The 22,705-nt window shown below is 49.5% G+C and carries 17 protein-coding genes; 10 read left to right on the forward strand and 7 right to left on the reverse strand.

The annotated features are described in order from the left end of the window. Positions 1–14: 14 nt before the first annotated feature. The 3 genes from H6F56_RS14040 to H6F56_RS14050 all read right to left on the reverse strand — a co-directional run bounded on the left by H6F56_RS14040 (position 15) and on the right by H6F56_RS14050 (position 2,897). Entirely contained in the window at positions 15–998 is a 984-nt protein-coding gene (locus tag H6F56_RS14040) for a DUF1517 domain-containing protein (RefSeq protein ID WP_190669178.1), read from the reverse strand. Between the two features lie 454 nt (positions 999–1,452). Beyond that, positions 1,453–1,674 carry a sulfur carrier protein ThiS gene (thiS, locus tag H6F56_RS14045; protein ID WP_190669179.1) on the reverse strand — a complete coding sequence of 74 codons (222 nt, stop codon included), beginning with the start codon at positions 1,672–1,674 and terminating at the stop codon, positions 1,453–1,455. 122 nt (positions 1,675–1,796) lie between these two features. Continuing rightward, positions 1,797–2,897 carry a thiamine phosphate synthase gene (locus tag H6F56_RS14050; protein WP_190669182.1) on the reverse strand — a complete coding sequence of 367 codons (1,101 nt, stop codon included), beginning with the start codon at positions 2,895–2,897 and terminating at the stop codon, positions 1,797–1,799. Between the two features lie 324 nt (positions 2,898–3,221). On the opposite strand from H6F56_RS14050, the gene H6F56_RS14055 reads away from it, so the two are divergent. Then, on the forward strand, positions 3,222–4,952 hold the full coding sequence (locus tag H6F56_RS14055) for a DUF1565 domain-containing protein (protein WP_199312839.1): 1,731 nt from the start codon (positions 3,222–3,224) through the stop codon (positions 4,950–4,952). Between the two features lie 79 nt (positions 4,953–5,031). On the opposite strand, the gene H6F56_RS14060 is transcribed toward H6F56_RS14055, so the two are convergent. Both H6F56_RS14060 and dapF read right to left on the reverse strand, forming a co-directional pair. Next, positions 5,032–6,171, reverse strand: coding sequence for a hypothetical protein (locus tag H6F56_RS14060; RefSeq protein ID WP_190669183.1), 1,140 nt, complete (start codon positions 6,169–6,171; stop codon positions 5,032–5,034). A 542-nt stretch (positions 6,172–6,713) separates the two neighbouring features. Further along, positions 6,714–7,568, reverse strand: a complete 855-nt coding sequence (gene dapF / locus H6F56_RS14065; RefSeq protein ID WP_190669184.1) for a diaminopimelate epimerase — start codon at positions 7,566–7,568, stop codon at positions 6,714–6,716. Between the two features lie 267 nt (positions 7,569–7,835). On the opposite strand from dapF, the gene H6F56_RS14070 reads away from it, so the two are divergent. Continuing rightward, positions 7,836–8,048 (forward strand): Hfq-related RNA-binding protein, encoded by a 213-nt coding sequence (locus tag H6F56_RS14070; protein WP_190669185.1) that lies wholly within the window; start codon positions 7,836–7,838, stop codon positions 8,046–8,048. 60 nt (positions 8,049–8,108) lie between these two features. Here H6F56_RS14070 and H6F56_RS14075 read toward each other — a convergent pair whose 3' ends face one another. Then, complete coding sequence (locus tag H6F56_RS14075; RefSeq protein WP_190669187.1) at positions 8,109–10,439, reverse strand: cation:proton antiporter; 2,331 nt, start codon at positions 10,437–10,439, stop codon at positions 8,109–8,111. Between the two features lie 223 nt (positions 10,440–10,662). On the opposite strand from H6F56_RS14075, the gene H6F56_RS14080 reads away from it, so the two are divergent. The 4 genes from H6F56_RS14080 to H6F56_RS14095 all read left to right on the forward strand — a co-directional run bounded on the left by H6F56_RS14080 (position 10,663) and on the right by H6F56_RS14095 (position 15,297). Continuing rightward, positions 10,663–11,649, forward strand: a complete 987-nt coding sequence (locus H6F56_RS14080) for a M23 family metallopeptidase (protein ID WP_242032002.1) — start codon at positions 10,663–10,665, stop codon at positions 11,647–11,649. Between the two features lie 101 nt (positions 11,650–11,750). Next, positions 11,751–12,302: a late competence development ComFB family protein gene (locus H6F56_RS14085; protein ID WP_190669188.1), complete on the forward strand. Its 552-nt coding sequence runs from the start codon at positions 11,751–11,753 to the stop codon at positions 12,300–12,302. Positions 12,303–12,471: 169 nt separating this feature from the next. After that, positions 12,472–13,467: a ketol-acid reductoisomerase gene (gene ilvC / locus H6F56_RS14090; protein WP_190669190.1), complete on the forward strand. Its 996-nt coding sequence runs from the start codon at positions 12,472–12,474 to the stop codon at positions 13,465–13,467. A gap of 519 nt (positions 13,468–13,986) precedes the next feature. Beyond that, positions 13,987–15,297: a bifunctional folylpolyglutamate synthase/dihydrofolate synthase gene (locus tag H6F56_RS14095; protein WP_190669192.1), complete on the forward strand. Its 1,311-nt coding sequence runs from the start codon at positions 13,987–13,989 to the stop codon at positions 15,295–15,297. Here H6F56_RS14095 and H6F56_RS14100 read toward each other — a convergent pair. After that, positions 15,294–16,616 (reverse strand): ABC transporter substrate-binding protein, encoded by a 1,323-nt coding sequence (locus H6F56_RS14100; protein ID WP_416360994.1) that lies wholly within the window; start codon positions 16,614–16,616, stop codon positions 15,294–15,296. The genes H6F56_RS14095 and H6F56_RS14100 overlap by 4 nt on opposite strands. A 672-nt stretch (positions 16,617–17,288) precedes the next feature. Here H6F56_RS14100 and pilM point away from each other — a divergent pair. The 4 genes from pilM to H6F56_RS14120 all read left to right on the forward strand — a co-directional run bounded on the left by pilM (position 17,289) and on the right by H6F56_RS14120 (position 22,573). Further along, positions 17,289–18,392, forward strand: a complete 1,104-nt coding sequence (gene pilM, locus H6F56_RS14105; RefSeq protein WP_190669196.1) for a type IV pilus assembly protein PilM — start codon at positions 17,289–17,291, stop codon at positions 18,390–18,392. Between the two features lie 4 nt (positions 18,393–18,396). Next, positions 18,397–19,320, forward strand: a complete 924-nt coding sequence (locus tag H6F56_RS14110; RefSeq protein ID WP_190669198.1) for a PilN domain-containing protein — start codon at positions 18,397–18,399, stop codon at positions 19,318–19,320. Further along, the gene (locus H6F56_RS14115; protein WP_190669200.1) at positions 19,317–20,048 is read left to right on the forward strand and encodes a type 4a pilus biogenesis protein PilO; all 732 of its coding nucleotides are present in this window, start codon (positions 19,317–19,319) and stop codon (positions 20,046–20,048) included. The genes H6F56_RS14110 and H6F56_RS14115 overlap by 4 nt, the downstream gene beginning before the upstream one ends. A 107-nt stretch (positions 20,049–20,155) precedes the next feature. Then, positions 20,156–22,573 carry an AMIN domain-containing protein gene (locus H6F56_RS14120; protein WP_190669216.1) on the forward strand — a complete coding sequence of 806 codons (2,418 nt, stop codon included), beginning with the start codon at positions 20,156–20,158 and terminating at the stop codon, positions 22,571–22,573. Positions 22,574–22,705 lie beyond the last annotated feature (132 nt).

Here is a 22,705-nt window from a genome sequence, read left to right on the forward strand (position 1 = left end):
CTCAGGACTCAGTATTAGACCAATCTCAGGTTAGAATACTCAGCCATGATGTCATCTGAGGTTAATGTGTCACCGGCAGCTTGAGGCGTCCAGAGAATTTCTACGGCCAACAGTTGTTCGCTGGAGATGCCGCCAATTTGACGCAGTGCTTGACGCAACTCATCTGAACTATTGATCGCCGGCAGTTGTAGCTTACCTTGGGTGGCAACGATAATCGAGACAACAATGTATTCTCCCGGCCCTTCATTGTTCGCCAATTCTCCACCCTTTTGATTTGCCGGCAGGTAGTTTTGAGCCTCTGAAGATCCGCGCAGTTGGTTATTGACGTTGGAAAGCGTTTCTGCGGTAAATTTGCTGCGTTCTGCCAAAGACAGTTGATTGAATTTAGCTTCTGCTGCTTCTAAGCGAGCTTGCTGCGATTCGGCGGCACCATAGAATAAGTATTCAGGATGACGCAATAAAGCGAGTGAGGCTTCTTGCAAAACTTGTGCCCGACCGGCAGCTGTGCCAGTGTCTGCGCGTTCAGCCAGTTCGTCTAGTTCACCTTGCAGAGAACGGGCTTCAGCCAACAGTCCCACTTGCACTCGCGCCACAGACACCGTGGGGTTGTTGTAGTCAAGTTCTTCGACTGAAGTGCCGGCGCGACGGAAGCTTTGCACCAAGAAGTTGGCGATCGCGATAAAAATCAAGATCGTAAAGATACCCCCAAATCCACCGCCGACGCCCCAGAAGGGAAGCAGGAAGGGAAAGCCAAATCCACCACCACCGGGGTAATATCCGCCGCCTCTGGGGTAGTATCCGCCGCCGCCCGGTGGTGCGTAAGTGCGGGGAGAGGAGAAGGTGCGACTGGGGGCACTAAATGAGCCACCGCCAATCCGTCCGCCGGTGCGGGCTGCCAAGGCTCCATCCGCATGAGAGAAGGCTAAGCTAATCACCAGCCCGACCACCAGCAGGGATTTTACAAAGGGTTTGATTAAAGAAAGCAGTTTGTTACGCATAAATATTGTCCCTATTTCATCCGACGATCAAAGCTTTTCTGGCTTTGGGGGTTGCCATACTGACGATTGGTTTTGCCGGTTCTCTAGCTCAATCTGCTTAGCTTGGGTCTTGGCTGGGTGTCAGCAATGGCACACTCCTAATCTATCGCTTTCTCTGATCCCTAGGGAGCCATCTCAGGGCAGATTCCTGGGGTAGATATCCGTACTTTAGGAAGAAAAAGAGTATGAGTTAATCCGCTAAGCCGGTTGCGCTTGAATTCACGGGTGCTGCCGGCGCAGTTTTAAAGAATAGGAGAAGCCGCTTAGCAGTTTCTGCCGGCACTTTTATAAATCAGAGGGTCAGAACTTCTGATTTTCTTTATCATAAATGGCCTATCAGCTTTCTCTAAATTCTATTTTTTTCTGTAAAATGCACCCTGCCGGCAATGGGAAGAATTAAAACTAAAAAATCGAGCTAGCCGCCGCCAACAATCGTGACAATTTCCAGGCGATCACCTGACTGCATTTGTGTTTTCTCCCAAAACTGCCGGTGTAAAATTTCACCGTTATACTCCACCGCCACCAAACGAGGATTCAACCCCATTTGTTCCAATAGTGCCGGCAGGGATATTTGGGGTGAGCAAGTACGATTTTCCCCATTCACTTGCAGGCTAATTTGTTGAGTTTCACTCGTCATTTTTCCAGTTTTAAAAAGCGTTGATCTGTTCCTTGCCATTTTTGCCGGTTTATTTGCCATTGCTTAATCGCAGATTAAAACTTACTTTTAATCATTCACTTAAGCAATTGCGATGAATAAACTTATCCCTCCGCACTTTTTAAAGCTCGCATCGTTTGCAGGCGAGTTAATTGGGACATAAAATACTGAGTCACCAGGGTTGGCTGTTCGGCTTGCATAATTGCGCGTACCACTGCAACGCGATCAGCACCGGCATTGAGCACTTCATTGAGATTATTCATATCAATTCCCCCAATGGCAAACCAGGGAATCGGTGAGTGATTAGTGGCGTAGCGGATGTAATCAAAGCCGGCAGCCGCTTTCCCAGCTTTAGTTGGTGTTTCATAAACCGGCCCGACCCCAATATAATCTGCGCCTTCCTGTATCGCTCGTTGCATTTCCTCTGGATTTGTAGTAGAACGACCGATTAAGCGTTGAGGGCCAAGCATTTGCCGCGCCAGGGCGATTGGCACATCTTGCTGTCCTAAATGAACCCCATCGGCGTCAACGGCTAAAGCCAAGTCCACACGATCATTGACCAGAAAAAGCGCACCGTAGCGCCGGCATAACTTGCACAGCTTTTGGGCATTTCTGAGGCGTTCACCGTCGTCAGCTTTTTTATCCCGATATTGAACCAAAGTTAATCCCCCTTGCAGCGCCGCTTCCACAACAGGAAACAGATGTTCTGAAGGAGAAGTCACTAAATAAAGGTGCGTTCGCAGCAGGAGTTGAAGCCGGTGATAAGCGAGTAGGCTGCTTTCCAGGGTGTAAACGCGATAGCGCATCTGCTTAAAAGTCGCACCCATATCCGGGTGATACAATTTGCCATACTCTTCTATCACTCGCAGCGCTTCTTCCACACGGCAAAAGTTGGCTTGCAACAGCTGCTGGAGACTAGATCGGTGTTCTTCTTGAGGATGGCTTAACTCGGTTCCCAAATCGCCTGGAGTATCTCTTGCTGATCGCAACTCCGGCGTATGCCAGCTTGCCAATTCCTGGCGCAAATGTTTGCACTCCCCAGCAAGTTGGGCACTATTAATACCGAACCGGCACCATTCTTCAACAATTCTCAATCCTTCGCGAGCGCGGTCTAAATTTGCATCTAAAATGCGGCAAAGGGCCGGATGTCCCCCTAGAGACACAAAGCCTTGCGCCTTTTCACTCAAGCTATGTCGATCGCCCATCAAAACACCCCCATGAATTTTCAATGCTAAGAATTATCCGCCTCCATTGCAACCATGCGGCTGCCTTTGGAGACTCAACTCAGACCCCATGACCAGTACAGGGACAATCTAAAATTTTGCCATTGCTCCTGGTTATTTTAATTATTTTTAAGCGATGAGCACCGCCTTGGCAGATCCGACAAAATGGGAGGCAATCATTTTCAGCTTTGCTCAGTAGACCAGACGGGATTTATTCCATCTGTAGATTGTTTTAACTGTCTCATTTGAGCGGGTGCACGTCCATCAAGAATCGGTTAAAGTCTAAACCACCGTTGGAGGAGATCCGTGAGTTTGTTATACTCCCGCAACTGTCAAAGTAGCGCAACCGCCAGCCGGCACCACAGCTTGATGCAGCCAGCCGGTAAGGAGTTAGCCCGCACAGGGTTAGGATTGGCGGCCACAGCCTTACTTTGGTTGTCTCACTCAGTCGCTATTGCTCAAACCCCATCATCGGTTGGGGCGATTCCAGAAGCGCCTCAACTCGACCTATTAATGGCCCAAGCACCCTCGCCCAGCACCGTGCTGTATGTCAATCCCACGTCTGGGAAGGACTCAGCCGGCAGTGGGGCTGAAAGTGCGCCGTTCAAAACCGTCACACAGGCTTTGAGCGCTGCTGCGCCAAACACTGTAATTTTATTAGCACCAGGGACGTATAGCGCTCAAACCGGCGAAACTTTTCCACTGATGCTGAAACCGGGTGTCACGGTTCAGGGCGATCCCCGCAGCCGTGGCCAAAACATTACGATCATCGGTGGCGGTGCCTTCCTCAGCCCCTCGGTAGCCACGCAAAACATTACCATTTTGGCTGCTGATAAAGCTGGGCTAACGGGAGTGACGGTCACCAACCCCAACCCGCGCGGTTATGCCTTGTGGGTGGAATCGAGCAGCCCTCTGGTTGCGGATAATACCTTCACCGGCAGCACCCATGACGGCATTTCTGTAGTGGGGACAAGTGCGCCGGTGATTCGTGGCAATTACTTTAAGCAAAATGGGGCGAACGGAATCACGATCTACGGATCTTCCCAGCCTCAAGTGCAGGATAACGTTTTTGAAAATACGGGATTTGGGGTAAATATTGGCCAGAATGCCGCGCCGGTGTTAACTGGCAACCGGATTATTCGCAACCGATCAGGCGTTTTAGTGCAAGCCAACGCGCGGCCCGTATTGCGGAATAATCAAATTGAAGGCAATGTGCAAGATGGCCTTGTTGCCCTGGCCCAAGCTCAGCCAGACTTGGGAAATGGGGGAGAACGGGGTGAGAATGTATTTCGCAACAACGGTCAATTAGATATCAATGCCAAAGCTTCCAATCAAGTGATCCCAGCCTTTGGCAACCAACTGTCGAGTGATCGTACCAGCGGTCGCATCGATGTAGCCGGCAAGGTGGCCTTAGCCCCAAGGCCGGTTCTTCCTCAACCAAACCGGGCAGCGAGTTTATCGGCGAGAACCAATCCGCAGCCGGCAGCGACGACCCCTCAGCCGGCAGCTACCCCCGCACAACCAAGCGTTGCCAGGAATTCCCGACCTGTGAGACCTGCACCCACTGGTGCCCCTGTTGCTGCGTCTTCCTCGCGCCCCTACAAGCCGGTGAGTGCCTCACAAGCCGCAATTGATATCCCCGTTCCTCCGCCCTCATCAGCCAGCGCCAGCCGAGTTCCGCCTTCTGAAAGCCGGTCAACGCTGCCCATTCTCGCCCCACCGCCTCCCGGTACACAAGCTGCCGCCCCGGTCGTCCTGCCGGTTCCTGGGCCTGATATTCCCTTGGGAGATGGTGCCCCCCCAGCGTCGGCTGCCGGTGGGGGTTCTGCAGCACTGCGCTATCGAGTGATCGTTGAAACCAGTGGTGAACGAGAGCAAGCTCGTGTGAGAGCGCTTGTTCCCGAGGCATTTCGCACCTTCCTTAACGGTCGGGTGGTGATGCAAGCCGGCGTCTTTAGCTCACGAGATAACGCCGATGAAATGATGGAAAAGCTCAAAAGGCAGGGGTTTAAAGCCACGATGGATGAACTTGAGTAAGTTAGCCGTTACTAATCCTCAGTCTTTACCTAATTGATAAAGACTGAGGACAAGAAATTAAGGCGAAATGCTCAGTTTTTTACGGAATAATTTGGTCAACGATCCACTCAAAGGTTGCCATAACTTGCTGGAGTGTCATTTCATCTTGCAAAGTAGACAAGCGCAAACTGGGTAATCTTCTTTCAGTGGGATCGGCTGGGAGAGACAGACCGATGGAACTCAGTTGATTTCTGAGTTCCAGCCATTTTACTTCAGAATTAAAAGGCCGTTGCGAGGCATAATTGCTAGAAGAAATTTCTAGTTGGCCAGAAATATCCACCGTGAACAGTTCAGGGAGCAACATTCCTTTATGCTTTAGCTTGGCCGCAAAGCCGCCGTAGGTGTCGCCGGTGCCCCACTGAACATGGACGTCAGGTTCTTGCTCACGCGCCCATTCATAGATTTTTTTGGCAATCTTCGCCTCATCCCTGCCTTGTCTAGCTGCAAATTCTTGGAAGAATGAAACTTCGTCCCACCGCCTTCTCTCACGAGTTGCACTAGATTTTTTGTGTTGAGCTTCTGCTGTTTGCCCGATGATCCTGGGCACTAAAGTTTTCAAACCGTTCTCGCTTACATATTGTTTGATTTCCACAGCCAGCACTTCTGTGGGGTCCATTTGTTCGTTGAGAAACTCCACTACCCGTTGTAATTCAGCAGAAATGTCATCCGTGACAAAAGCCAAACGAACTTTACCGGCTTGCAAATTGGTTTTGACTTTTTGCCAAAACAATTCTTCATCAGCGTCAGATCCTAAAAATTCTTCAAATATCTGTTCGGGATCGCGACCTTGATCTCGACAGTTCGATTCAAACTGGACAACAATTGACTCAACCGGCCAGTAAACGACGACATTCGCCGCATAGTCGAGCATCTGCCCGATCACTTCTCGCCGGCTGCGACTGTCGTTACTGCTTTTGACTTCTACAAGCGTGGGAATTGCATTCTGATCGAGAAACAAATGATCAAGCGACCACTTTCCATTCCCCTCTTCTTCCGGGATTGCCACCTCTCGTGCGATCAATAGCCATCGTCGGGGAGTCGCCCGATCTATCTGGTCTCCAGCTAAAAGATTGGGATATTTTTCTAGCAGTTCTTGCAGCCGATCTTCTGAGTCATAGGCTTGTTCTGTCATTTCAACAAGCCGATCATCATCCTGAATGAGATAAATACCTCCACCCATTGAAATCCCCCTATGGTTGCTGATTAGCCTGATGCACAACTGCTTTCTTTTGTTTTTTTATGTGAAAGTGAATGAAAACACTCCCCATCTATTCTTTTATTTATACAATACTTTTGATAGTAACAAATCCTTCTATTGTAATCTTTTGGAGAGTTTACACAAACTTTAAAAACCTTTTGAATTTTATCTAGAATTTTAATTTGAGATGGCCCTTAAACGAAATAAAAATTCATAAATTATTGATAATAAAAATTAAAATTAATTAACCGAGAAGCTCCTTTGTTTGGCGCTCACACAATACGCGCTCACTCCCTCTGCGTTGCCAAAAAACCTCCTAAACAAGTCACCTATTCATTCATCAGGCATTGGCCCGTAATCCTGTGCCCATTTTAGCTGTAAAAAAAACTTTGAGGGTCTAACTCAAGGAAGAAAGAAATCCAAACTGCCAGCAAAAAACCAAATCGGCGGACTGAAGATTTTAGATTTTGAAGGCGTAAATTATAGGTTGATCGCTCATTCAAAATCTAAAATCCCCCGATTTCTTATAAAGTGCCGGTAAAGACTCGCTCAGTCGGCCCGGTCATGTACAGCCGGTTATCGGTCGCTGACCATTCAATTTGCAAACAGCCACCGGGAAGTTCTACTGTAGCAGCGCGGTCACACCGGCCTGTTAGAACCCCGGCCACCAGTGCCGCACAAGCGCCGGTGCCACAAGCCAGCGTCACACCGGCACCCCGTTCCCACACCCGCATTTTTAAGTAATCTGATCGCACCACTTGAATAAATTCCGTATTTGTGCGCTTCGGAAAGACCGAGTGATGCTCAAATAGCGGCCCGATTGCTTCCAGGGAAATCGCCGCAACATCATCGACAAACGTAATGCAGTGAGGGTTGCCCATGCTCACACAAGTCACCGACCAAGATTGATCGGCCACTTCCAAAGGCTGGTTGACAACTTTCTCATCAGGTGCAGCTAAAGTTGTAGGAATCTCCGCCGCCAAAAGCCTAGGTTCGCCCATATCCACAGTCACCTGACCATCAGGACGGATTTGGGGAGTAATAACACCGGCTCCTGTGTGGATGCGATAGGAACGAGAAGAAGCGACTTCTCCCCCACCCGCATCGGCTTCCAGATCGGCTAAGAACCGAGCCAAACAGCGAATTCCATTGCCGCACATCTCTGGCTCAGAACCGTCAGAATTAAAAATCCGCATCGTGTAGTCAGTGCCGGCACCTCCAGGCAGGGCGAAAATCGCACCATCCGCACCAATGCCGAAATGACGATCACACAGCTTCACCGCATCTGCCGGCGTCAAACACGGTTCTGACGATGTGCGATTGTCAATCAGAATGAAGTCATTGCCAAGTCCGTGATACTTTGTAAATTCGATTGCCATTGAGTTCTCCGCTTTTAGCTAGCCGCTTTCAGCATCCAACTGTTACTGTACGGCTTTCTGGGGGGCATTGAGGCGATTTTGGAAGTCAGTCAGGGAATTATAGATTGCTTGCGCCCAGCGCTTCATTTCTCCAAACTCATCTGTTGCCGGCTTTGACCAAAATCGGAGACAAACCCACTACCACCCATCAGAGCGAGTAACCAACTGAATGTCTGATCGCCAAGTCTTTAAACTTTTTGTAAATTATCCCCCAGGACGGATTTAATTATGGCTGAGTTCAACACCGGATTGCCCAGCATTCGCCAAGTTCAGAATTTAATTAAAGACAAAAAACAGGTCGAAATTAAAGTCACCACCGGCGATTCGCTAACGGGTCAGATTCGCTGGCAAGATGAGAACTGCGTTTGTTTATTCGATCAGCAGGATCAGCCCACCATTGTTTGGCGGCACGCGATTGTTTATATCAAACCCAAATCTTGAATTGATAAAGGAAAGAAATTCGTTTTCCCTTTTCTCTGTCTTTCTGATCCAATGCCGCACTCAACCATCCCGAAAACTATCGCTGGGTAGAAATTCTTTAAGCGTTTCACTCACAGTCGCTCGGACAATCGGCACCTGCAACACCGGCAAGTGGGGAGATGGGGCAATGATACAGCGTACTTGATTGAGCGAATGGAACCCCCCGCACAACAGCAAGCGATCGCCTGCTTGAAAATTGGTTTCACCATTCGGAAAGCGGATAAACTTACCCTCTCGCCGGATCGCTTGCACCTGCACCCCATGCAGCCGGCGCAGCTCCAGTTCAGAAAGCGCTATCCCCACCACAGGACTGCCATCTGGCACCGTCAACCACTGACAGGACATACTTTCACGCGGGACAGCCACCTCACCTTTCACCAATTGGGCAAAAGCAGCCAGTTCTTCTGGTTCTCCCACCACCAAAAGCCGATCATCGGCTAAAAGTGTAGTCTGCGAGTTTGGATAGTCGATTTCCTCTCCTGATGAGCGGCGAATGGCCATCAAACTAATGCCGGTGAGGTGGCGCAGGTCGGTTTCTTCTAGCGTCATCCCAGCCAGGGGAGAGCCTTCTGGCAGCGAGTACCACTTGCTGTTCATATCCTTGGCCGCCACTTGCAAATCCCGCGACACTTGAGATGCTGAGCGTTCTGGTCGCAGATCCAAGTAGTGACGGCTGCGGATTTGCGCCACTTCTCGCTGAATCACCGGCAGCAGCAACCCCATGCCGGTTAGCAAATGAGCTGACAGCTCCAAACTCGCCTCAAACTCCGGCTGCACAACCTCTCGCGCCCCTAACTGGTACAGCAGTTCGATATCTTTATCTCGGTTGGCCCGAACAACAATATCCAGGTCGGGGGCCAGTTCCAAAGCTCGCTTGAGGCATAGCCGGCTGCTCATCGCGTCAGGCAGCGCAATCGCCATTGCCCGCGCCTGTTCTACCCCAGCCGCTTCTAATACGTGTAAACTTGCCGCATTGCCGTAGACATAGCTAACGCCGGCCTCTCGCATCTGCTGAATTTGACTTTCAGACTGATCGATCACCACCACCGGCAGTCCGTGTTCTTGCACCAGTTTCACAAGATTGCGCCCGACTCGCCCATAGCCTACGATCACGACATGATTTTGCACCGACATTTCAGCGGACACTTCTAAGGGCACATCCGCTTGATTGAAATACTTTTTCAGCACGGGCAGTTCTAATAACTTCGGCACCAGTCCCAGTACGAAGGGTGTCAGCACTAGCGTTACTGCCGTTGTGCCCACAATGAGCAAATAAACTTCACGAGAAACCAGACCTAGCAGTTGCCCTTCACTGGCCAGGACAAAGGAGAATTCCCCGATCTGCGCTAAACCCACGCCGGCAATTAAAGCGGTTTTCAGGGGATAGCCAAACGCCCTGACAATCGGCGTGACAATTAAAAACTTGCCGACAAGTACCAGCGCCACCAGTCCCAAGATCAGCTCTAGATTTTTCCACAAGAATAGTGGGTCGATTAGCATCCCCACCGAGACAAAAAATAGTGCGGCAAAGATATCGCGTAAAGGTTCGACATAAGTTAGGGTTTGGTCGGCGTACTCGACTTCTGAAATCATCAGGCCGGCTACAAACGCTCCCATTTCGATGGAAAACCCCAAACGATCCGTGAGCAGGGCAATCCCCAAGCACAGGGCAACGACTCCCAGCAAAAATAGCTCCCGACTCTCGGTTTTCGCCAAAAATTGCAGCAACGGGGGGACAACCCAGATGCCGGCAGCCACTGCGCCGGCGGCAAATAACGCGAGGCGCAGTAGTGAGCTGGCAACGGTCATGCCAAAGGTTTCTGGTGGCTGATCGAGTGCCGGCAAAACGGCCATCATCAGGCCCAAAGCCAAGTCCTGCACAACTAAAATTCCTAGCATCACCTGGCCGTGGGGCGTGGAGGTTTCGTTGCGTTCCATCAGGCACTTGAGCACCACAGCGGTTGAAGATAAAGAGAGGATCGCGCCTAAGAACACACCCTGTGCCGGTGAAGACACCCAGCCCATGCCTACGGATGCTAAAGCCGTGATCGCAATGGTCAGGGCTATTTGTAGCCCGCCACCCCCCAGACTGATGCGCTTGACTTTGTTAAGTTCGGCCAAGGAAAACTCGACTCCCAAGGCAAACAGTAAAAAGGCCACACCGAACTGAGCTAAGGTTTCGACCTGCACGATTTCTTTAATCAGTCCTAATCCTGCTGGGCCGACGACTATACCGCCCAGCAGATAGCCCAGCAAAACAGGCTGCCGCAAGAGTGACGCAAACAGACCCCCTGCAGCGGCGGCGGCTAGAACTGTGACTAAGTCAACGATCAATCTAAAATCTTCTTGCACAGGTTTATGAGAAAAATTATTAAGGTCTATAAACTTCAGAATATAAAGTTTTTTGGGATTCTGGCTAGAAGTTTAAGTAAAGAGTGAAGAGAAGAATGAAGAATGGGGCCTGGAGGATGGGAAGAGGGGGTGGCGATGAGTTGCATTTCTCGCTCATAGCCCCTACACTCTCCCGGCAGAAAGGGCTGGAAACAGAACCCGCAAAACGCTAGTCTAGTTGCCAATGCTGACTGAATCCCAACGAATGATAAGTACCTTGGATCGAACAAATAATTTCTGGAATAATGGCCTGGGTTCATCCCCAAGCCTTGTGCGAGTTGCTGCCGATGCTGTTTCTTGGGTGCGGCGTCTGGGCGTTACGACAGGTTTGACAGTCGGAATCGCTGCCGGTGCTGTCAGCTGGGCGGTGCCGGCCCTTGCCCTACAAGTCCAGCTAAGTCCAAAAAATCCCCAACTGGGCGATACGATGTCGGTGATGATTCGGTTAGACAAGCCGGCAACGAATAACGCCCGTCCAACCGTAAAAATGAACCAGAAGACCTACCAGACGTTTGCGGTAGGCCCAAATCGGTTTCGGGCTTTGTTGCCCTCGACGCCCTTAGATCGCCCTGGAACTTGGAAAATTGAGGTAGCCGGTGAAGGTCAGGTGCGTAACTTGGCTGTGCAGTTGCGAGATCGCGACTTCCCTACCCAGTCCATTTGGTTGCCACCTGGAAAGGATGGGGATGTTAGCGATTATGAGTTTGATCTTGTAGACGCGTTCAAACAATTACAAACTCCGCAAAAGTTTTGGAAGGGGGCATTTCTGCGGCCTAATGCCGGTGAAATTACTACAATTTATGGAGTTCGCCGTTATTATAATGGTAAATTTGCTGAAGATTATTACCATCGGGGTGTAGACTATGCTGGGGCTTACGGTTCATCAGTCGTAGCACCGGCAGCCGGTCGTGTGGCTTTGGTGGGGCGTGAAGCCGACGGATTTGCGATCCACGGAAACTGCATTGGTATTGACCACGGTCAGGGTGTGACAACTATCTATCTTCACTTGAGCCGCATAAATGTTAAGGAAGGAGATATGGTAAAACCCGGTCAAGTGATCGGTGCTGTCGGAAATTCCGGTGCCTCAACCGGCCCTCACTTACACTGGGGTCTGTATGTAAACGGTTTGTCTGTCGATCCAGTACCCTGGCGATATCAAGGATTTGAATAACTCTTCGATTTTTATGGTTTTAGTCGCATTCGTAGCTGAATTTAGCCCAAGATTATTCCAGGGTTGCCCTGTTAATATAGTGCCGGGGAGCGTAAGAATTTATGAGTATTGAAAGAATTGTTGAGCAGGCACTGCAAGATGGCTATCTGACGCCAGCAATGGAAGCCGAGGTAGGCCGGATTTGTAACACGGCCTCTGAATTGTCGATTGAAGAGTATATGGCTCTTGATCGTCTAATGGGGGCACTGTTAACGGGTGAGGTCGTTGTTTTACCTCGCAAACAATTTATCAATGTGATGGAAGAGTTGGTTCTCTCTGAAGCGATTGCACGAGTTGCGGAAATTGAAGCCACTAGCGAGCAAACTCTGGATGTAGGAGACATCGCTGCCTACGCCTTGAACCGGCTCCCCCCCCTCTATGCCACAACGGAGGAAGGAGCGAATTTTCAGCGATCCCGCGCTAAGGAAGAACTACAAACCCTGATCGCGGCTCAAGTTAACGAAGCGATCTCCCGCAACCTCGATCAACCAGAATTCTTCCCGGAACGCCAAGTTATAGGCAAGTCGTCGGGTAATGAAGTGCTCACTCAAGTCAGTGCTTTGCTACAGACATACGCCCACAACTTTGAACCAAAACCTAGAAATTCTCTTTAAATTTTAGGGTTGCTTATTCTGAAGGATTTTGGAGCGGCCAGTTTGGGATCGACTGACAATCTCAAACAAACAGTCTGAAATCCTTCAATGCTTCTTCGGATGACCACCGGCAGGTATAATACAAGATTTGCTACCAAAATCTTGACGCTTGCTGGAAGGAGAAGCCCCTATGGCTCGAATGTACTACGACGCCGACGCCAATTTAGACCTATTAGCCAATAAAACCATTGCGATCATCGGCTATGGTTCCCAAGGTCATGCTCACGCCCTCAATCTTAAAGATAGCGGCTTAAACGTCATTGTCGGGCTGTATCCGGGCAGTAAGTCAGCCCAGAAGGCAGAGAAAGCCGGTTTGACTGTTCATACTGTGGCCGATGCCGCGAAGGCAGCTGACTTCATCATGATCCTGTTACCAGATGAGGTGCAGAAAACTGTCTACACCAATGAAATTGCGCCGAATTTAACCGAGGGTAAGGTTTTAGCCTTTGCCCACGGCTTTAATATTCATTTTGGCCAAGTTGTGCCACCGGAAGATGTAGATGTGGTGATGGTTGCTCCTAAAGGCCCAGGCCATTTAGTGCGCCGCACCTATGAACAGGGACAAGGTGTGCCCAGCTTATTTGCAGTTTATCAAGATGCGACAGGTCAGGCACGCGATCGTGCAATGGCTTACGCGAAAGGCATCGGTGGTACTCGCGCGGGCATCTTAGAAACCAGTTTCCGGGAAGAAACGGAAACCGACTTATTTGGCGAACAAGTCGTGCTGTGTGGCGGATTGAGTGCTCTGATCAAAGCCGGCTTTGAAACCCTTGTGGCTGCCGGTTATCAGCCGGAATTAGCCTATTTTGAATGTCTGCATGAAGTCAAATTAATTGTTGACTTGGTTGTGGAAGGTGGCTTGGCAAAAATGCGCGATAGCATCTCCAACACAGCGGAGTATGGCGACTACACCCGTGGCCCGCGTATCGTCACCGACCAAACTCGCGCCGAGATGCGAAAAGTTCTGCAAGAAATTCAATCTGGCCAATTTGCCCGTGAGTTCGTGCTAGAAAACCAATCCGGTAAACCTGGATTTACTTCCATGCGCCGGCAAGAAGCCGAACATCCGATTGAGGAAGTGGGCAAAGATTTACGGGCCATGTTTAGCTGGTTAAAACAAGACTAAAAGCCAAAGAAGCGTGTTAGGGGCGGTTGACTTTCCGCCCCTAAATCATTGCTTTCGGGTGCAGCCGAAGCTTGCGAACCAGAGTCAATACAGTTTAATTTTCTATTGATAAAAGCCGCTCAATAGTAATTTAATACATTTCTGATTTTTGGTTTTATATTTTATCCAGTGATCATCTCTAAAAAATAAACATGATGTAAATCACCTTCATGAATTCTAAACAAGCAAAGTTTGTTTTAAGTTTCTCTCATATAATGATTTATCTAAAATTTTTGTAAAATTACAGATAATGTTGAACCATTCATACCTTTATTTAGGTCTTTTTAATGCACCTTTATACCTTCTAATTTATTATTCAAAATAGGCGTTGTATAACAATATTATTACGGATGTGCCTTAACATAGATTCTAGACAAAGGGGACATAAAATTCTCTTCCACCCGCCTTTAGTCTTTTGATATAACGCAATTGAGCGGGCGTCTTCCTGGCAGCTTAAATACTTGACAGCCCTGATAAGCCGTGAACATCGATTCTTTTCTCAAGCCGTTTGAACATTTTGGCGTCGATCTCGGCCTAGATCGAATTCAGCAACTGCTAGTCAACTTAGGCAATCCCCATCACCAAGTCCCTGTAATTCATGTAGGGGGAACGAATGGTAAAGGCTCAGTTTGTGCTTATCTATCAGCAATACTGACAGAAGCCGGCTATCGAGTTGGACGTTACACCTCCCCTCATTTAGTAGATTGGGGCGAACGCATTTGCCTAAATGAACAACCCATCACGCCGGAAGCTTTGCAACAGTTGCTGGTACAAGTGCAAAACGCCGTTCAACCCGATCAACCCTCACCTACTCAATTTGAAGTGATAACGGCAGCAGCTTGGCTTTATTTCGCCCAGCAGCAAGTAGATGTAGCCGTGGTAGAAGTCGGTCTGGGAGGGCGTTTGGATGCAACAAACGTCTGTGATCGCCCCCTCGTCAGTATCATTACTTCCATCAGCTGGGAACACTGGCAGCGCCTCGGCCCTACCTTGGCGGATATTGCCTTTGAGAAAGCCGGCATCCTTAAACCGGGGTGTCCGGCGGTCGTGGGATCGCTGCCTCCCGAAGCTAAAGCTGTGGTCGAAAACCGCATTGCTGAACTCGGCTGTGTGGCAGTGTGGCCGGCACCGGCTGTTAGCAAAACAAGAGAGGGGGAAAGTCAATATTTCGCGGATCTTGGCAACCCAGCACCCCAGCAGCCTGAGTGGGCGACATACCAAGGTATTGAGTATCCGTTACCGATTCCGGGAGATGTTCAGTTCGGGAATTCGGCGCTAGCAATGGCAGCGCTGCAAATTTTGCGGCAGCAGGGATGGCAAATTTCAGATGAGGTGATCGCGGCAGGAATGGCCAAAACAAATTGGCCAGGACGCCTACAGTGGTTAACATGGCGAGATTGCCCGTTATTGATTGATGGTGCCCACAACGGCGATGCTGCGGGCGTTCTGCGTCGGTATGTCGAGACTTTGGAGGTTCAATCGATAACTTGGGTAATGGGAATGCTGTCTACCAAAGATCGCACCGGCATCTTTAACGCACTGCTGCGACCTGGGGATCGATTGTATCTCGTGCCGGTGCCCGATCATGCTTCTGCTGAACCTGAAGAACTCGCCCCCCACGCCCAAATGATTTGCCCCCAGTTGCTAGAGTGCCGATGTTTTAGTGGATGGGAAGCCGGTGTAGAGGCAGCCATGAAAAATATTGACAGTTTAACCATTTTATGTGGCTCCCTGTATCTAATTGGCGATTTCTTAAAAAGCCAACCTTCCAGCCCACAATCTCCCAATTAACCTCTCAGTCGGTTCCAACTTTGTGCGGCATCAGCAACCGCCTGATCCACCGGCTTCTCATCCAGCATTGCCGCCTGCAAATTGTCATAAATAATCTTTTGCAGCTGGTTGCTATCCTTCATTGCGGGGACTAAAACCTCGGCATTTTTCAGTTGATTCGCGCTGATCGCCCGTGCTTTATCCACCGCTGTTGCATTTGCCGGCTGAGTTTGGAAGTAGCTATCTTTGAGTGCCTCTTGGTTAGAAGGCAACACATTGGCAGCTTTGGCAAACGCCAACTGGTTGGCACTATTGGTAACAAATAAGGCAAATTTGAGGGCGTCATCAGGCCGGTTGGTGCCTTTTGGGATCGTTAAGTTCATTACCGCCACATTTTTCTTGCCGGTTGGGCCGGTGATCTCTGGGGCGGGGACGGAAACCTGAGCGATAGTCGGTGCATTTTGGGCAATTGTCTTGAAAAACTGAGGCCCAGAAGACAGCAGGGCAGTCTCACCGGCTTGATAAAGTTCGATCGCCCGTCGGTGTCCCTGGGTAAGGGCCTCTTGTGGTATTAGCTTCTGTTTGTAGAGGTTTACCCAATACTGAAACGCCGCTTTCCCTTCAGGCGTGTTAAATGCAGCTTTGCCTTGGTCGTCTACAAGTTTGACGCCCATCTGTACCAAAGATTCCAGCACTTCTCCTGAATCTTCTGGCACAAAGGTTACAAAAAAGGCGTATTGGCCAGTTTTTTCCTTAATTTGTTTGGCAACCTGCGCCAATTCCGCATAAGTTGCTGGGGGTTTAGAGATGCCGGCTTTCTTAAATAACTCGGTGTTGTAAATGGTGATGCGAGTTGTGAGATACCAGGGAATTCCAAAGCTTTGACCGTTGAACGTGTTGGCTTTCCAAATATTTGGTAAGTATTGCTGACGCACATTTTGTGGCACTTTAGAATCAAGATACATCCAAGCATTGCGTCCTGCCAAAAGGGAAGCAAAGTTGGGGTTGAGGTTGACGACATCAGGCGCAGTCTGTGCTGAAACAGCTGCTAAAATTTTGCTTTCCATCGCCGACCAAGCCACATCCACCCAGCGAACTTTGAGGTTTGGGTTTTCGGCTTCAAAGGAGGCGATCAAGTTGTTGAAATAATCTGTAAACTGTGGCTTAAGCTGCATTGTCCAGAATTCTACTTCCTGCTGTCCTGTGGCAGCCGGTTTGATGCCGGTGCCTCCGTCACTCGGAAGGGGACCACAGCTCATCGCCCAGCTAAGCAAAAAGCCTAGCAGCGCAAAAATACTCAAACGTTTCCAGTTAGCGGTTAAATTTAAAACATTCCGCAAACCTCGGTCGATCCGAAAGGTTACCCACTGTGTCAACTTTGACCTCTGAGTTTTAATCCTGCTCATTTTGCTTGCCTTTGATGTCGGTCACTGAACCGATTTTGCCCAATGTACTAGATTATTGAAACGTGATGGGGAGTGCGAGAACGCAGATCCGCTGCTACGCATTTAATTTTTCTAATGAGATAGAAGAAATAAAGGGAGAAAAGTAGATGGGGCGAGGAATTTAATATTTTTACCCGCTCGCGGACGATACAAATTAGATGTACGTTGACTTAAAGATAGCGGTTGATGAATGGTTCAGACGAGGCAAGCCGGCCTGCCCCAGAGACGACTATACCTGAAATAGCAAAAGGCAAATACCAGTAAATCTATTTTGTGCACCTTAATTTAGTGTTTGTGAGCGATAAAATTCTTGTTTGCTGAATGCAAGGTGACTAGGCACTTTAACCGGATCTTCTAAACACATTGGTGAGGGCCAGTGAGCAAATAGGAAGGTGGGCCGCTAAATCGGAAATCCTAGCAGAGGCAGCTTGTTTGTAAAGTTTCTAACGAACGTGGTGATTCTTGATGAAATTGGGTACGATTTGAGTACCATAAATTCGGTATTATCATCTCGCTCTGGCTAATTTTCAATATCCCATCCACCTTGATACGTGAGCGGACAAAGCCGTGGTTAACTCATTCAAACGTCTATTTTCCAAAAGCAAGCAAGGGGTCGGTATAGAATTGGCTCCTGAACGGATCAATATTGTGCAGCTCCGCAAACAGGGTCAGGGTTACAAAGTGGCCACCTTTGTCTCGGTGCCGGTGCCGGAAGATGTCTTTCAAGAAGGCCAAATTGTTGACTCTCCGACCCTAGCTGCCTTGATCACGGAAACGCTGGCAGAACACAAGATTAAAGCAAGGCAGGTCGCTACGGCAATCCCCGGAAAAGAAGCCGTGATCCGGTTGATTCCGGTGCCGGCAGAACTCAATGACTTAGAGTTAAAGGAATACATGAACTCGGAAGCGGGGCTGTATTTGCCATTCCCACGGGAAGAGGCAGATGTAGACTTCCAAAAATTGCAACCGTTTGTGGATGAAGATGGGATTGAAAAATACCAGGTGCTGTTGGTTGCCACCCGCAAAGAAATTACAGATGTCTATATCGATATCTTCAAGCAGGCTGATTTAAAAATTGATGTTATAGAGGTTACGAGTTTTTCCCTGATCCGAACCATTCGAGAGCAATTGCAGCAGTTTACCCCGCAAGAAGCAGCGGTGCTAGCAGATATCGAGTTTGACACGACTGAAATTGCCATTGTCGTAGATGGCATCCCTCAGTTTTCCCGAACCATTCCAATCGGCACCTTCCAAATTCAAAGTGCGCTGTCCAAGGCGATGAACTTACCGCCTTCGAGAAACACCGACCTGCTAGCGGGGATGACCATTCCTGTTACCCCCGTAGACACCTCAGGACTGGGTACAATGGGAGGTACAAACCCCGGAACTGCAGCTATGCTCAAGATTTTAGGAGAACTCGCGGATGAAATCCGTCGCTCCATTGACTTCTATCTCAACCAGAGCGAAAACTTAGAGGTAGCGCAGCTGCTACTGGCAGGGCCAGGTGCTGCGCTCGGTCAACTAGATGAATTTTTCATGCAACGGCTAAGCCTGCCAACTTCTCAGGTAGATCCAGTGGAAAGTTTATCGTTGGAAATGGATGAAGAAATTACCGACGTGCAACGGCCAGGATTGGGAGTTGTACTGGGTTTAGGACTACGGGAGGTGTAATTTTATGTATAGCCTTGATATTAATTTTCTCAATGACCGGCCTGATTATGTCACCCAAAAAACCAAACGCAAGGGTGGCAAAATTCAGGTTGCGGATAGGACTGCGTTAATTGCGGGAGTGGCGACAGGTGTCTTTTTTCCGGCTTTGGTGATGGGTTTTTGGTTCGTTGCCCAATCGAACAATCAAAAACTGCAGGAGCAATTGACAACATTGGAAGGGCAAGCCGGCCAATTGGCTAGCAAAGATAGCGAGTATAGAGCCATTAGAGCGCAAGCCGATCAAGTGAAGGCAGAGACGGATGGATTGGCGCTGCTTTTTAATACTTCGCTCAAGCCTGTGTCAGCGATTTTACAAGATATTCGAGACCGGGTGCCGGCAAACGTTCAAATTGATAACGTTGAGCAAACTGTAGTAGTAGCACCCCCGGTTCCAGGCGCACCCCCGCCAGCAGCAGCACCCCCGCCACCGGCAGCTGGTGCACCTCCAGCAGCCGGTGCGCCTCCAGCAGCCGGTGCCCCCCCAGCAGCACTGCCACCCGCAGTATCCCCGTGGCAACAGTTCACCCAAAAACTCGTGATCGAGGGCACAGCAAAATCGTTTGACGAAGTGAATGATTTTATGCTAGGTCTCCAGGATTCTAAATTCTTGAATGCGTCAGAAGTTAAGCTCGTTGAATCGACCTTGGCAGACAACCCTCTGCAAACAAGAACTGTCCTGCCTCAGAACAAAAATAAGAAGCCAGATGACCCTTCAAATGAAGGACAACCTCCGGAAATACTACTGCCAAAAGTGGTGGATTACAAAATTGAAGCCGGTGTTAGTAACGCAAATGCTTCCGAGGTGGTTCGTGAGCTAAATCGGAAGGGTGCAATTGGACTGGCAACTCGGATCGAACAACTGCAAAACAAGGAGGTCATTAAACCATGACAGTTAGTGAAGAGTGGGGTCCGGGCGAAGAAGAACAGGAAGCTGGTGGCCTATTTGGCATTAAATTTACGCCAACGATTATTGGCGTTTTGGCCGCCGTTGCCGGTGTGGCAGCAGCAGTTGGTCTGTATATGTACGTGCTGCAACCTGAGTGGACAAAGCAGGAAGAACTTAAAGGCAAGATTAGCGCCAAAGAAAGTGAAATTCAACAGTTAAAAGTTGGTGCGGCAAAAATTGAAGAAGCCAAAGTTGAATTACAAAGAGAAAAACAGCTAAAAGCTGAGGTAGAAGCGTTGTTTGGAGATCAAACAAAGCTAGATACTTTACTGTTGGATATCAACAAAATTGTCAAACAGGGCGGAGCCAGGATTCAACTGTTTAAACCAGATGATGAAATAATCACTCAGACCCTGTATCCAAAAGATAAACCACCCCTTCCAAATCTAGCTCAGTTTAAAGCTGTGCCACTGAGATTGGAGCTAGCGGGGACATTTGCTCAAACACAATCAATTATTCGTAACATTGAGCGGTTAGAGCCACTGCTAGTGATGGGAGCATTCAGCTCGAAAATAGATGAACAAACGATGCGACTTGTGGTAGACGAACAAGGCAAAGTGCGCGGCCTAACTGAACCGGCTCTTGACACCACTTTGAAGATGACGGCTATTGTGCCTAAATCAGCGAAAGAAATTGCCGGCGCAACATCGGCAACCCCACCAGCCAAGTAAACAAGACGAAACAAGCGAAGTTTAAAAGCTCTAGCATCTAGGAGCCAAAACCGGCAACAATCATCGGATGCAATTTCAGACCATTTTTGTGAGTTGAGGAGAGAACGGTGAAACAGGATCGGGGAATCGGCGGCCTCTTGCTCGGAGGAGCAGTGGTATTAATGGGACAAGCGCCAGTGTGGGCGCAAGCTACCCAAGTCACAGGTGTGCAGGTTAGGCAAAGCAATCAGGGAATTGAGGTTTTCTTGGAAACTCGGAGCGGCGAACGCCCTCAGATTTTCACGGTAAGCCGGGGTAACGATCTGGTCGCCGATGTCATCAACACACAGCTTCGCTTACCACAAGGCAATGTTTTTCGTCAAGATAACCCCTATCCTGGCATTGCCTCCGTGGTCGTCACTCAGCTTGATGCCAATAGCGTTCGGGTGATTGTCGCCGGCACGACTGGCACTCCCTCTGGGCAAATTGCTGGTAGAGACAGTCAGGGAATTCTCTTTAGCTTCACGCCGGGAGCCGGCGCAGCAGCAGGACGACCTAGCCAAAATGTGCCACCCCCACCACCGGGTCTGCCCTCTATTAACCCAGGGCCAATGGCTCAAACTCCCCCAGGGCCGGCACCTAATGTTTTGGTTCCCAACCCCGAAGTCACCATTAATGGGGTGCCGGCCACTCCTCCGATGACCAACGTGCCGCCCGCTGCTGCCGGTCCCAGCGCGGCTCCGCCTTTCTTGCCACGGGCAGTTGCACCACCTGTGGGCGATATTGCAGCGGCAACCACTGATTCAGCGGCTTCGACTATCGATTTGGGCAGCAATCAGCGTGTGCCTCGCTTAGTTTTGAAAGACGCGCCGGTTCGCGAGGTGTTGTCACTCTTGGCTAGAGAAGCCGGCTTGAACCTCGCCTTTACTGCAGAAGTCCCAGGTGGGCCGGCTACAGGTCAGCCCGCAGGTCAGCCCGCAGCCCCAGGAGGCCAAGCGGCAGCCGGTGCCGGTATACCGACGATTTCACTGGATATTGAAAATGAGTCGGTGCAAGATATCTTTAACTACGTCCTCCGGCTCAGCGGTTTGCAAGCTAACCGAATTGGACGCACAATTTTCGTCGGCAGCCGGTTGCCCAACGAGCTGAGCGATGTGGTGATTCGTACCTACCGGCTCAACCAAGTGACAGCCCGACAGGCATCTGGCTTTTTGGCGAGTATGGGAGCCGAGAGTGCCGTGACCTCCACTCAAGAAGTGACCCAGGTAACGGCTGTTCCCATCCAAGGAACTGATCAGGCAATTACACGAACGAACACCACAACTCAAACCACCATTGATACCCTCCGGTTTAATCCGCAAGATTCTCAAGCTGTGCTGCGAGGCTTGCAAGTGCTGGTTGATACACGGCTCAATTCCGTCACTTTAGTCGGCCCTCGACGTTTAGTGGAAATGGCGTCCTCTCAATTGGTGCAGCTTGACTTGCGCCGGCGTCAAGTGGCGGTCAATGTCAAAATTATTGATGTTAACCTCTCCTCAGTAGAGAACTTCAACAGCAGTTTTTCTTTTGGAATTGGTGACACTTTCTTTGTCAACGATAACGGGGCTGCAGCCGTCAACTTTGGGGGGATCAACCCACCGCGTGGAGCAACTATCACCGACAGCATAACGAATCCGCCTATTGTTCCCAATCCCCTTAGGGAAGAAGCGCCTTTTTTTGATACACGCGGTACGATTAATGTCCCGTTCACCGGCAATCCTAATGGGGTTTCCCTAGACCCCCGTCCGCCTGTATCGCGAGATCCTCTAGACGTAGGTCTTCGAGATTACACGCCTGCTACAAGGGATGCACAGGGAAATGTTACGGCTGCTGGCTCAGCGACTTTTAGCTTATTTCCTTTTATCCAATACCCCAAAAGGTTTCTATCCCTGCTGCAAGCTCAAGTGGTCAGTGGCAATGCGAAGATACTGACTGACCCGACATTAGTAGTTCAAGAAGGGGAAACCGCTACTGTCAACCTCACTCAAGATGTAATCAGCAACATCGAGATCGAGAGAGAAGCCTCTGAAGGTCTAACAACAAGCACAACGACAGCAGAACTTGCGAAGGCCGGTTTAATTCTCGGTATCAGAATTGACCGCATTGACGATAACGGTTTTATCACGTTAAACGTCACGCCCAAGGTAACATCCGTTGGGGCGCAACAAGAGTTTGAAGACACCACCATTTCTTTACTGGCGGAACGCTCTCTTAGTTCGGGAGCGATTCGGTTGCGAGATGGCCAGACTTTAATCCTCTCCGGTATTATTCAAGAACAAGACCGGGTTACCGCTACAAAAATCCCCCTCTTGGGCGATCTGCCAATTATCGGTGCTTTATTTAGAAGTACTGAGAGAGACAATGAACGGGCTGAGGTGATTGTGGTGCTGACACCGCAGATTATGGATGACTCTGAACTCTCGCCGTTTGGCTATGGCTACACTCCAGGCCCAGATGTGCGTCCGCTGATTCAACGGCAGATGCTCCCTGAGGGCAATTCTCGGTAAATACAGGTTCAAGAGAGAAACGTATTCTCTCTTTATAGTTTTGTGCCCCTGTTTCAACTAAAACAGGGGTTTTTGCTTTTTTGAGCAAGACGAGGTTGAGTTTTTGGCCGGCATTAGGGGATTTAGCAATCT

It is taken from the genome of Microcoleus sp. FACHB-672 (genome assembly GCF_014695725.1).
GTDB lineage: Bacteria > Cyanobacteriota > Cyanobacteriia > Cyanobacteriales > Oscillatoriaceae > FACHB-68.